Genomic DNA, 11,715 nt, shown 5'->3' on the forward strand with positions numbered 1-11,715 from the left:
GTAATGGCCACCCAAAGCAGGGTGGCCATTACTCGTTAACAGGAGGAACCAGAGCTGATGGCTGACGACGACGACCGCGAGCGCCCTCGTCGCCCTCGCTACACCTCGAATGACCGGAACACGCCCGCCCGGGGCGATCGGAAGCCGTATCAGAAGCGCGATGGTGACCGCTCGTATGGGAACCGGGATGATCGGAAGCCGTATCAGAAGCGTGGTGGCGACCGCTCGTACGGGAACCGGGATGACCGGAAGCCGTATCAGAAGCGTGACGGCGACCGTTCCTACGGCAAGCACGACGACCGTGGTCCTCGGCGCGACGCCGAGCCGCGTGAGCCGCGCGCGCCGCGACGGGACGTGCCCGAGATCCCCGAGGAGATCACAGCACGTTCCCTGCCGAACGCGGCGCGGAACGAACTGAAGACACTGAGCAAAGAGAACGCCGACGCGGTCGCACGCCACCTTGCCATGGCAGGTCTGCTGATCGACGACGACCCGGCACTGGCTCACCGCCACGCGCTCGAGGCGAGTCACCGTGCCGGTCGGATCGCGGTCGTGCGCGAGACCGTCGCCATCACCGCCTACGCCGTCGGGGACTACGCTCTGGCACTGCGCGAACTGCGCACGTACCGACGAATCAGCGGCAAGGACGACCAGATCGCGCTGCAGGTCGACAGCGAGCGCGGTGTCGGCCGCGCCGACCGTGCGCTCGAGGTGGGGCGGTCGGTCGATCGCGACAAGCTGCCGACGGCGGCGCGTGTCGAGCTCGCGATCGCGATGTCGGGCGCGCGTCTGGATGTGGGCGAGACGGAGCGCGCGCTCCTCGAGCTCGACATCCCCGAACTCGACCCCGACCGTGCGTTCGCGTGGAGCCCGGCGCTGTTCGCCGCCCGCGCGGCCGTTCTGGAGGAACTGGGACGAGCGGAGGAAGCCGAGGAGTGGTACCGCCGTGCCACGATCGCCGCCGAGGCGCTGGACGACGCCAGCGGGTTCGAGGCAGGTGAGACCGTCTGGGTCGACGAGGTCGAAGAGGACGAGGACGCCGAGGCCTTCGACCGCGCGCAGCCTGCCGGCGATGCGTCTGTCGAACCGGCGACGGGCGACGACGACCCTCAGGTCTGATCCGGCACGAGCAGGATCTTCCCGTCCGTGCCGCGCTCGACGTCTTCGTGTGCGCGAACCGCATCGCGAAGGGCATAGCGCGGGCCGAGCTCGACCGTGAAACCGCCCGCCGCGATCAGCCCCAGCGCCACGGGAATCGCTTCGCGCCGCCACGCGCGCTGCTGATCGGTGAGGCCGCGCGCTGCGCCGCCGGCGTAGGCCTGGATGCCGTACCGGGGTGCATCGGCCCCGCGTACCAGCGTCGCCACGCGTGAGCGGTCGTTCGCGACCTCGACCGACGCCGCAAGCGCTTCGTCGGTCCCCGCACAGTCGAGTGCCACATCGAGCCGAGTCCCACCGGCCCGGACTCGCTCCACGAGGCCCGGTCCATAGGCCACCGGAACGGCACCGAGTGCGCGCACGTGGTCGGCGCGTCGCTCGGACGTCGTGGCAAGAACATCCGCGCCCCATCGCACCGCGAACTGGATGACGGCCTGCCCGACCGCACCCGAGCCGCCGTGCACGAGCAGGCGATCACCGGGTCCGACGGCCAGCGAACGAAGCGCTTGATACGCCGTCGCCACCGGGATGCCGATCGCCGCGCCGGTCTCGGCGTCGACGGCGGGCGGGCGGAGCGCGAGGGCGGAGGCGGGCACGATCGCCTCCTCGGCGTAGGTCCCCTGCGCGCCGCTGACCACCACCGGCATCCCGCGGCGGAACCCCGCCACGTCGGCGCCGACGGCCACTACGATCCCGGCTCCATCGGAGCCCACCCGTCGTCGGCCCTCTATCGGTGGCGATGCCCGCAGTCCGCTTCGGAGTTTCGCGTCGATCGGGTTCACCCCGGCCGCCTCGACGCGGACCGCCACCTCCCCGGCAGCGGGGTCGGCTGACGCAAACTCGGCGTACTCCAGGACCTCGGGGCCGCCGAGCCGGCGGTGGAAGACGGCGTGTGGCATCTGCATCCTCTCGATCGTCATTGACCGCGGAGGGCTTTGCCGATGCGCTGCGCCGAGACGGGCTCGGCGGTGCCGAGGGCCTGCGCGAACAGGCTCACGCGGTACTCCTCCAGCATCCACCGCACGCGGACGAGGTTGTCGGGGGAGGAGGGGGCGAGGGGGATCGTGCCACCGGCGTCGGCGAAGGCGGCGGCGGACCGCTCGTACTCGCTCTGGCGCTGGCGATCGCGCCCGGGATTGTCGGCGAGCCCCGTCACGCGGTCGCGCGCGCCCTGGAGGTAGCGGGGCAGATGCGCCAGCCGGGTGACGCCGACGCGTGAGAGGAATCCGGGGAAGACGAGGCCGGCCAGCTGCGCCTTCACGTCGTTCAGCGCCCCGAGGAGAGTGAGGGAGTTCTGGCCTTTCACGGCCTTCTCGACATCCCGCGAGAGGGTGATGATGCGGGCGGCGAGCGACACCACCGAGAAGGTCTCGTCGACGATGACCGCCGCATACGCGTCGCGCGCCTTCTCGAACGCGGCCTGCGACCGCGGGGCCTCGCGCCCGACCTCGCCGAGTACCCGGTCGGCGACGGCGAGGCGGGCATCCTCGATGAGCGCCTTCGCGGACGGGTAGGGGGAGGCCGCGAGGGCGAGCTTCTCGGTGCTGGTCAGGTGGTCGAGCACGTACGACGCGGGAGAGGCGACGGCGCGCAGCAGCAGGCGGCGCGCTCCGCGGTGTGTGGCGATCGCCGCCGCCTCGGCCGAGGTCTCGATGCGGAGCGAGACCGTGTCGCCGTCGTCGACGACGGCGGGATAGCCGCGGACGACACCCCCCGCGACCTTGCTGTCGACGACGGCCGGAAGATCCCCGAAGTCCCAGGACGTTATCCCGCTGCGTTCGGCGAACCCCACTGATGAGGCGCCTGTCGCGCCCGTGCCGTCGGGTCGCGGCGCAGCGGCCGCGACCGACGCGGGTGCGGCGGCACGCTCGACCGATCGAGCGACCGAAGACCGCGCCCGGTCCGCGAGCCGGCGCTGCAGGTCCGCCAGATCGCGACCGGAGCCCGCCGTGCGCCCCCGCGCGTCGACGGCGCGAAAGGACATCAGCAGGTGCGGCGGCACGCGTTCGAGGTCGAAGTCGTCGTCGCTGACGGTCTGGCTCGCGACACGTCGGATGCGGTCGGCGAGCGCGCGCCGCAGCGAGACCGGTGGGCGTCCGTCGTTCGATTCCGGCCCGTCGGCGGCGATCTCACCGGCGAAGGTCGCCGCCCAGTCCGCGGCAGGCACCACATGGCGCCGGATCGATTTGGGCAGGGATCGGATGAGCGCGGTGATGAGCTCGTCGCGCAGGCCCGGCACCTGCCAATCGAAGCCGGTCGGCTCCAACTGCGCGAGCAGGGCCAGGGGGATCACGACCGTCACCCCGTCGTCGGGCGCGCCCGGCTCGAAGCGGTACGCGAGGGAGAGCACCTGGTCGCCCTGGCGCCACCGTGCGGGGAAGTCGTGCTCGCCGCGGCGACCGGCGTCGTCGCGGAGATCCGCTTCGGTCATGTCGAGCAGACGCGGCGTGCGCGCCGACGTCTCCTTCCACCACGCCTCGAACGATCGGGTGTCGAAGACGTCTCGTGGCACCCGGGTGTCGTAGAAGACGTAGACGGCCTCGTCGCCGACGAGGATGTCGCGACGACGCTCGCGCTCCTCGACCTTCTCGAGGCGGCGACGCAGCTCGAGGTTGCGGCGCTCGAAGGCGGTGAGGCGCTTGTCCAGATGGCTCGTCTCCCACTCGCCCTCCACGAGCGCGTGGCGAAGGAACAGCTCACGAGCCAGCGGTCGGTCGAATCGGGCGAGCTGCACGCGGCGTTTCGGGATGATCTCCACACCGAAAAGGGTCACCTTCTCGTATGCCGAGGCTGCTCCCTGCGACCTCGACCAGTGCGGCTCGCTCACCTGCCGCCGGGCCAGGTCCCCGGCGAGGGACTCCGCCCACGCCGGGTCGACCGCGGCGACGGTCCGCGCGAACAGGCGGGAGGTCTCCACCAGCTCCGCCGCCATGACCGCCGACGGGCGCTTCTTGCGGACGCCCGAACCGGGGAAGATCGAGAAGCGGGTGCCGCGCGCGCCGAGGTACTCGGCCTTGGTCGATGCGCCCCTGGCCGAGCGGCCGCGCGCATCCCGGCCCACGTCGCTGCGCGTGTCGAGGATGCCGAGGTGGGAGAGCAGCCCCGCCAGAATGGCGCGATGCACGGCATCGGGGTCGGCGGCATCGCCGGCGGGACGACCGTGCGAGCGTCTCCGGCCCAGGAGGGCGCGCAGCTGACGGTGGACGTCCATCCACTCCCGCACCCGCACGTAGTTCACGAACTCCGCACGACACATGCGCCGGAACGCGCTCGAGCCCAGTTCGGCCTGTTTCTCCTGGAGGTACTGCCAGAGGTTCAGCAGTGCGAGGAAGTCGCTGGTCGGATCGGCGAAGCGCGCATGGAATCCGTCCGCCTTGGCGCGCTCGGCCTCCGGACGCTCCCGCACATCCTGGATCGACATCCCGGCGACGATGGGGAGGACCTGGTCGAGGACCTCGGTGCGCTCGGCCTCCACGAGCATCCGTGCGAACCGGGGGTCGATCGGCAGTCGCGCGATCCGTTTGCCGATATCGGTCAGGCGGGCGCCGTCATCGCCGCGGCCGGGCCCGCGCACGGCACCGAGCTCGACGAGCAGGTCGAAGGCGGCTTTCACACCGCGGGAGTCCGGGGGAGTGAGGAACGGGAAGGCGGAGATGTCTCCGAAGCCGAGGGAGAGCATCTGCAGCACCACCGAGGCGAGACTGGTGCGCAGGATCTCGGGCTCGGTGAACTCCGGGCGCGTGGCGAAGTCCTCCTCGGCGTACAGGCGGACGGCGATTCCCGGTGCCGTGCGGCCCGCGCGTCCGGCCCGCTGCTGGGCCGACGCCTGCGACACCGGTTCGATCGGAAGGCGCTGGATCTTGCTGCGAGCGCTGTATCGCGAGATGCGGGCGGTGCCGGTGTCGATGACGTACCTGATCCCGGGAACGGTGAGGCTCGTCTCGGCGACGTTCGTCGCCAGGATGACGCGGCGTCGGACCCCGGCGACGTGCGAGCGCTCGAAGACGCGGTGCTGCTCGGCGGCCGAGAGCCGTCCGTACAGCGGGAGCACCTCGGTCGGTGAGGCGTCTTTCGCGTACATGCCGCGAACCGCATCCATCGCATCCCGGATCTCCGCCTCGCCCGGCAGGAACACCAGCACGTCGCCTGCCGGCTCGCGGTCGAGCTCCCGCAGGGCGCGGGTGAGTCCGTCGATGTCGTCGGACTCGTCGTCTGCCGCGTCGGTCCGCGGGCGGTAGCGCACCTCGACCGGATAGGTGCGACCGGACACCTCGACGATCGGTGCCGGATCGCCCTGCCGGTCGGCGAAATGCTTCGCGAAGCTCTCCGGGTCGATCGTCGCGCTCGTGATCACGACCTTGAGGTCGGGGCGCCGGGGGAGGATGCGGGCGAGGTAGCCGAGCAGGAAGTCGACGTTCAGCGACCGCTCGTGGGCCTCGTCGACGATGATCGTGTCGTAGCGGCGCAGCATCCGATCGCGATGGATCTCGTTCAGGAGGATCCCGTCGGTCATGAGGGCGATGCGGGTGTCGTCGGAGACCGCGTCGGTGAAGCGCACCTTGTATCCGACCGTGGATCCCAGCGGCACCTGCAGCTCTTCGCTCACGCGCTCGGCGATCGTCCGCGCGGCGATGCGTCGCGGCTGGGTGTGGGCGATCGAGGTGCGTCCGAGCTCCAGGCAGATCTTCGGCAGCTGCGTCGTCTTGCCCGACCCGGTGGCTCCGGCGACGATCACGACCTGGTGGTCGCGGATGGCCGCGGCGATCTCATCGCGTGCCGCGCTGACGGGCAGCTCGGACGGATACGAGATGACGGGCTCGGGCGCGGACATAGCCCTCCATCGTACGACGTGCGTGTGCGGGAGGCGGCGTGCAGCGGGTACCGTGGAGGGGTAGACCTACGAGGAGGCCGCCGCGTGTTCATCCTGTCCCTTCTGCTGTTCGTCGGTGGCATTGCCCTGCTGGGGCTGGCGATCTCTCTGCCCGTGGCTCCGGGCGTCTTCTTCGCGCTCGGCATCCTGGTGCTCTCCCTCGGCATCGCCCTGCCGATCCACTTTGGCGGCACCCCGGGAGCTGCCGGGCGCTGGTCGATCTCGCGCAAGGATTCCTGACCCCGCGTCGTTCGCTTCGTCAAGGGGCATTCGTCGGGCGCCGACCCTCCTAGGCTGGGGGGATGGCGAACATTCCCCACATCGAACTCAACGACGGTCACCGCATCCCTCAGCTGGGCTACGGTGTCTTCCAGGTTCCGGCCGATGACACCGAGCGCGCCGTGAGTGAGGCGCTCGAGGTCGGCTACCGTCACATCGACACCGCCGCGATCTACGGCAACGAAGAGGGCGTCGGCGCGGCCATCGCCGCGTCGGGCATCGCGCGCGACGACCTCTTCGTGACCACGAAGCTCTGGAACGACCGACACGACGCGGACGAGCCCGACGCCGCCGTCGCCGAGAGCCTGGAGAAGCTCGGCCTCGAGGCGGTCGACCTCTACCTCGTGCACTGGCCCACTCCCGCGAAGGACAACTTCGTGCACGCGTGGGAGAAGATGATCGGCATCCGCGAGCGCGGGCTCGCCCGCAGCATCGGCGTCTCGAACCACCTCGTCGAGCACCTCGACCGCATCGTCGAGGCGACCTCGGTCGTGCCCGCGGTGAATCAGATCGAGCTCCACCCGGCGTATCAGCAGCGCGAGATCACCGCGTGGGCGGCTGATCACGGAACCGTCATCGAGTCGTGGGGCCCGCTCGGACAGGGCAAGTACGACCTGTTCGGAGCCGAGCCGATCGTCGCGGCGGCCGAGGCGGTCGGAAAGACGCCCGCTCAGGTCGTGCTGCGGTGGCACCTGCAGAAGGGTTTCGTGGTGTTCCCGAAGTCCGTGCGGCGCGCGCGTCTGGAGGAGAACATCGATGTCTTCGGGTTCACGCTCGACGAGCAGCAGATGGCCGCGATCGACGCGATGGACCCGGGCGACGGCAGCGGCCGCGTGAGCGCCCACCCCACCGAGGTCAACTGACTCATCCGGCCCCGCCCGCTCCCGCGAGGCGGGGCCGGATAAAATGCACCGATGAGCACCGAGAGCGCCTACTGGTACGGCGAGGATCGTGACGACCGCCGCGAGCGTGCCGTCGCCCTGCTCCAGGCGTTCCGGCTCTATCGTGCGGCCGAGGTCGCGATGCGGCGTCGCACGCGTGAAGCGATGTCGATGGGCGAGAACGACCTGCTCGTGCTCCGCTATCTCCTCCGGGCGCAGCGCGAGGGGCGGCGCGTCTCACCGAGCGAGCTCACGCGATATCTCGGGGTGTCCACCGCGTCGATGACGGCGATCATCGACCGGCTCGAGAAGTCACGCCACGTGCGGCGGGAACGCCACGAGACGGACCGGCGCAGCATCCACGTCATCCCCACCGCGGAGACCGACCACGAGGTGCGGGCGACCCTCGGCAAGATGCACGAGCGGATGCTCGCGGCCGTCATCGACATGACCCCCGAAGAGGACCGGATCGTGACCGAGACGCTCGCCCGCCTGCAGGCAGCGGTCGACCAGGTCGACGCCGAGCCGACGGCGGACTGACTCAGCCCGCGGATGCCGCGCGCAGGTGCGTCACCTGCGCGCGCGCGACCTCGACGCCGAACACCATCTCGAGGGCGGCTTCGAACTCATCCATGCGCCCCGCCGCGGCGAACTCGCGCGCTCGGACCGAGGGCGTGTGCGAGAGCACGCCCGCGAGGTGGCGGAGCGCCGCCTCGGCGCGCGCATCCGACCCGTCGCCCCGGAGCCGGCCGAGCTCCGCGTGCAGGATGTCCTGGATGTGGCGGCGCACCGCCACGATCGCCGGGGCCGCATCGCGCTCCGCGGTGAAGGCGGCAACGGCCGAACCGACGACCTCGTGCGCGCCCGCGCCGAGTTCCGGCAGCGCGGCGTGTCGACCGATGAGCTCGAGGTCCAGGAGCTCCACACCCTCGAGCGCGCCGACCTCCGGGTCGATGTTGCGGGGGAGACCGAGATCGACGAACAGGCGTCGCGAGGTGTCGACGACGTCGTCGGCGGTGATGACATAGCGCGCGGTGCAGGTGATCACGAGTTCCGCGTCGCGGATCGCCGCGCGCAGATCGGTCTCGGCGCGCACACCGTAGCGGGCGGCGAAGCGTTGCGCGCGACCGGTGGCGGAGTAGACCCGCACATCGCCGGCGCCGCGCGCCTGCAGCGCGGCGATGGTGGTGGCGGCGTAGCTGCCGGTCCCCACCAGGAGGACCGGAACGGACGCCCAGTCGGAGATGCGGCTCTCGGCGAGATCGAGGGCGAGGCGCGCGAGCGAGCGGCCGGCGGCACCCATGTCGGCCCTCGCGCGGACTTCGCGGGTGGCGTGAGCCGCCCGCTGGAAGGCCTGCTCCAGTGCCGGGCTCGTGGTCCCCGCGGTGCGTGCATCGCGAAGCGCCCGCTGCACCTGACCGGTGATCTCCTCCTCGCCGACGACCATCGACTCCAGGCCCGAGCTCACCGAGAAGAGGTGCTGCACGACGTCGTCGCCGGCGAACGACTCCGCGCTCTCGCGCACGCTTCCCGCATCCGCGCCGATCGTGTCCGCCAGCGTCTCGAGGACGGCCTCGCGCGCGAGCGCACCGGGCGCGGCGAGCGGTTCGTCGATCTCGAGATACGCCTCGAAGCGGTTGCACGTGGACAACACGACGGCGCCGCGCACGAAGGGGTGCGCGGCGACGAGTTCGGCGCCAGTGGACTCGCTCACACGCGAGATGCGGTCGAGGACGTCGAACTCGGTGTTGCGATGGCTGGCCGTGAGACAGAACAGCACCCATCCATCGTAACGTCCGATCCTGAGGGTGTGCGCGAGGACGTAGCCTGGAGGGGTGTCATCCGCCCTGTCCCTCCTGCCCGTCGGGCACCCCTTGACGGACGGCAGAACCGCACGTTCGCCCCTCGTCCGGGCCGCACGCGGTGATCGGCCCGAGACGACCCCGGTCTGGTTCATGCGGCAGGCGGGACGCTCGCTGCCGGAGTACCGGCAGTCACGCGCCGGCGTCGACATGCTCGAGGCGTGCCTGCGCCCGGAGCTGGCCGCGGAGATCACCCTGCAGCCGGTGCGCCGCCACGGTGTCGATGCCGCGGTCTTCTTCAGCGATATCGTCACGCCCGTGCTGCTCGCCGGCGTCGACGTCTCGATCGTCGCCGGCCGGGGGCCGGTGCTCGCGGAACCGGTGCGCACCGCCTCCGACGTGCTCGCGCTCCGGCCGATCGACCCCGCCGTGCTGCAGCCGATCTCGGAGGCGGTCGCGCTCGTCGTCGCGGAACTCGGAGACATCCCGCTGGTCGGATTCGGCGGTGCCCCGTACACGCTCGCGAGCTATCTCGTCGAGGGAGGCCCGAGCAAGGAGCAGCTGCGCACTCGCGCCCTGATGAAGACCGACCCGCACACGTGGGCCGCGCTGCTGAACTGGTGCGCCGATGTCACCGGCGCCTTCGTGCGTGCGCAGGTGGAGGCTGGCGCGAGCATCGTGCAGCTGTTCGACTCGTGGGCCGGTTCGCTCTCGCGCGCCGACTACCAGCGGCGCGTCGCCCCGCACACGCGCCGCGCATTCGATGCCCTCCGCGGTTTCGACGTGCCGAAGATCCACTTCGGTCTCGGGCTGTCGGAGGTGCTCGATCTCGTGCCGCCGCTGGGAGCGGACGTCGTCGGCGTCGACTGGCGGCTGCCGCTCGATGTCGCCGCGATGCGCATCGGCCGTCCGCTTCCCCTGCAGGGCAACATCGACCCCGCCCTGCTCACGGCGCCGTGGCCCGTGCTCGCCGCCCACGTCGACGACGTGCTCGCGCGCGGGGCCGACCTGCCCGGCCACATCCTCAACCTCGGTCACGGCGTGCCGCCGGAGACCGATCCGACCGTCCTGACCCGAATCGTGGAGTACGTGCATGGCCGCTGAGAACACCGCCCCGACCGCCGACCAGAACGAGGCCGGCGAACAGACCCACTACGGCCTGTGGGCGGTCTTCCGCCGCGACCCGCACCCGGCCGAGCCGCTCCCCGGCGCCGTCGCCGCGGTCGACGCCGCCGCGTCGATCGATTCGCTGCGGGCCGTGTACGACGTCTCGGGCCTGCGGGCGGATGCGGACGTGCTCGTGTGGCTGACCGGTCGCACCGCCGAGGGGCTGCAATCCGATCTGCGCACGCTCCGGCGCTCGCGCGAGTTCGCGCCGCTGCTGCCGACGTGGAATGCGATGGGCGTTCACCGCGACGCCGAGTTCAGTCGCGACCACTCGCCCGCGTTCGCCCGCGGTCTGCCGCCCAAGGAGTGGGTGACGGTGTATCCCTTCGTGCGCAGCTACGAGTGGTACCTGCTGCCGCCCGAGGAGCGCGGCGCGATGCTCGGGGAGCACGGACGCATGGGGCGCGACTTCCCCCAGGTGCAGAGCAACACCGTCGCCTCCTTCGCGCTCGGCGACTACGAGTGGCTGCTCGCCCTCGAAGCCGACGATGTCATCGACCTCGTCGACCTCATGCGCTACCTTCGCAAGACCGAAGCCCGACGCCACGTGCGCGAAGAGGTGCCGTTCTTCACCGGTCGTCGCATCGACGTCGCCGACGTCGCCGACGTCGTGAGCTGATCGCGATGGCGCTGCGCATCGGCACGCGGGCGAGTGCGCTCGCCATGACCCAGGCGGGCACGGTCGCCGACATGCTCGGCGCCGAGCTGGTGCCGATCGTCTCCGAGGGCGACACCTCGACCGCATCGCTCTCATCGCTCGGCGGCACCGGGGTCTTCGCCACGGCCCTGCGCGAGGCGCTGCGGCGCGGCGAGGTGGATGCGGTGGTCCACTCCTACAAGGATCTGCCGACGGCTGCCGAACCCGGACTGGTGATCGCCGCGGTCCCGCCGCGCGCCGATCCGCGCGACGCCCTGTGCGCACGTGACGGCATGACCCTCGAGGAGCTCCCGCCGGGCGCCGCGGTGGGCACCGGATCGCCGCGTCGTCGCGCTCAGCTGGCGATGCGCCGGCCTGATCTGCATCTCGTCGACATCCGCGGGAACATCGACACCCGGCTCGGTCGCGTCGGACACGAGGATCCGGAGCGCGCGCTCGACGCGGTCATCCTCGCGGCCGCCGGCCTCGAGCGGATCGGTCGCCTGGACGCGGCCACGGAACTGTTCGACCTCGACCGCTGGCCGACCGCGCCGGCTCAGGGCGCGCTCGCCGTCGAGGTGCGCGAGGGCGACGAGCATCTCGTGCGGCGCATCGACCACGCGGCCACGCGCGCGTCCGCAGATGCCGAGCGCGGCGTGCTCGCACGCCTCGAGGCGGGGTGCGCCGCGCCGATCGCCGCGATGGCCTTCGTCGAGGACGGCCTGCTGTTCCTCACCGCCCGCGTCTACCGCCCCGACGGCGGCGAGATGATCGACAGTTCGCGCGCCATGCCGATCGACGCCGAGGCGCCGGCGAAGCTCGCCACCCTCGTGGGCGTCGATCTCATCGAACGAGGCGCCGCCCGGATCGCACCGCTCGATCCGACGGTGCCGAACGCGCCCGACGCCCCGTAGCGAAGGA

At 71.3% G+C, this 11,715-nt stretch carries 10 protein-coding genes; 7 read left to right on the forward strand and 3 right to left on the reverse strand.

Translation table 11 applies throughout. From position 1 onward, the window contains the following. Positions 1 to 57 precede the first annotated feature (57 nt). Positions 58 to 1,119: a tetratricopeptide repeat protein gene (locus IM777_RS17165; RefSeq protein ID WP_228480965.1), complete on the forward strand. Its 1,062-nt coding sequence runs from the start codon at positions 58 to 60 to the stop codon at positions 1,117 to 1,119. Here IM777_RS17165 and IM777_RS05275 read toward each other — a convergent pair. Continuing rightward, the gene (locus IM777_RS05275) at positions 1,110 to 2,057 is read right to left on the reverse strand and encodes a quinone oxidoreductase family protein (protein ID WP_194384885.1); all 948 of its coding nucleotides are present in this window, start codon (positions 2,055 to 2,057) and stop codon (positions 1,110 to 1,112) included. The two genes, IM777_RS17165 and IM777_RS05275, sit on opposite strands and share 10 nt — an antisense overlap. A gap of 17 nt (positions 2,058 to 2,074) precedes the next feature. After that, positions 2,075 to 5,989, reverse strand: a complete 3,915-nt coding sequence (gene hrpA, locus IM777_RS05280; RefSeq protein WP_194384886.1) for an ATP-dependent RNA helicase HrpA — start codon at positions 5,987 to 5,989, stop codon at positions 2,075 to 2,077. 84 nt (positions 5,990 to 6,073) lie between these two features. Here hrpA and IM777_RS05285 point away from each other — a divergent pair, with 84 nt between their 5' ends. The 3 genes from IM777_RS05285 (at position 6,074) to IM777_RS05295 (ending at position 7,728) form a co-directional block, all read left to right on the forward strand. After that, a complete protein-coding gene (locus tag IM777_RS05285; RefSeq protein ID WP_194384887.1) occupies positions 6,074 to 6,268 on the forward strand; it encodes a hypothetical protein in 195 nt (64 codons plus the stop codon). 62 nt (positions 6,269 to 6,330) lie between these two features. Next, positions 6,331 to 7,170, forward strand: coding sequence for an aldo/keto reductase (locus tag IM777_RS05290; protein ID WP_194384888.1), 840 nt, complete (start codon positions 6,331 to 6,333; stop codon positions 7,168 to 7,170). A gap of 51 nt (positions 7,171 to 7,221) precedes the next feature. Then, positions 7,222 to 7,728: a MarR family winged helix-turn-helix transcriptional regulator gene (locus IM777_RS05295; protein WP_071042813.1), complete on the forward strand. Its 507-nt coding sequence runs from the start codon at positions 7,222 to 7,224 to the stop codon at positions 7,726 to 7,728. Between the two features lies 1 nt (position 7,729). On the opposite strand, the gene IM777_RS05300 is transcribed toward IM777_RS05295, so the two are convergent. Next, on the reverse strand, positions 7,730 to 8,968 hold the full coding sequence (locus IM777_RS05300; protein WP_194384889.1) for a glutamyl-tRNA reductase: 1,239 nt from the start codon (positions 8,966 to 8,968) through the stop codon (positions 7,730 to 7,732). 55 nt (positions 8,969 to 9,023) lie between these two features. Between IM777_RS05300 and hemE the strand changes: the two genes are divergently transcribed. From hemE to hemC, 3 genes are read left to right on the forward strand one after another with little or no spacing between them, the layout of a single operon-like run. Continuing rightward, positions 9,024 to 10,094, forward strand: coding sequence for a uroporphyrinogen decarboxylase (gene hemE / locus IM777_RS05305; RefSeq protein ID WP_194384890.1), 1,071 nt, complete (start codon positions 9,024 to 9,026; stop codon positions 10,092 to 10,094). Continuing rightward, positions 10,084 to 10,776, forward strand: coding sequence for a hydrogen peroxide-dependent heme synthase (gene hemQ, locus IM777_RS05310; RefSeq protein ID WP_194384891.1), 693 nt, complete (start codon positions 10,084 to 10,086; stop codon positions 10,774 to 10,776). Before hemE ends, hemQ begins: the two co-directional genes overlap by 11 nt. 5 nt (positions 10,777 to 10,781) lie before the next feature. After that, positions 10,782 to 11,708 carry a hydroxymethylbilane synthase gene (hemC, locus tag IM777_RS05315; protein WP_071042817.1) on the forward strand — a complete coding sequence of 309 codons (927 nt, stop codon included), beginning with the start codon at positions 10,782 to 10,784 and terminating at the stop codon, positions 11,706 to 11,708. Positions 11,709 to 11,715 lie beyond the last annotated feature (7 nt).

The sequence above is a fragment of the Microbacterium luteum genome (assembly GCF_015277875.1).
Taxonomy (GTDB): domain Bacteria; phylum Actinomycetota; class Actinomycetes; order Actinomycetales; family Microbacteriaceae; genus Microbacterium; species Microbacterium luteum.

Coding starts and splice junctions, on each gene's coding strand:
- IM777_RS17165 (WP_228480965.1), top strand. CDS start 58: ATGGCTGACGACGACGACCGCGAGCGCCCTCGTCGCCCTCGCTACACC.
- IM777_RS05275 (WP_194384885.1), bottom strand. CDS start 2,057: ATGCCACACGCCGTCTTCCACCGCCGGCTCGGCGGCCCCGAGGTCCTG.
- hrpA (WP_194384886.1), bottom strand. CDS start 5,989: ATGTCCGCGCCCGAGCCCGTCATCTCGTATCCGTCCGAGCTGCCCGTC.
- IM777_RS05290 (WP_194384888.1), top strand. CDS start 6,331: ATGGCGAACATTCCCCACATCGAACTCAACGACGGTCACCGCATCCCT.
- IM777_RS05295 (WP_071042813.1), top strand. CDS start 7,222: ATGAGCACCGAGAGCGCCTACTGGTACGGCGAGGATCGTGACGACCGC.
- hemQ (WP_194384891.1), top strand. CDS start 10,084: ATGGCCGCTGAGAACACCGCCCCGACCGCCGACCAGAACGAGGCCGGC.
- hemC (WP_071042817.1), top strand. CDS start 10,782: ATGGCGCTGCGCATCGGCACGCGGGCGAGTGCGCTCGCCATGACCCAG.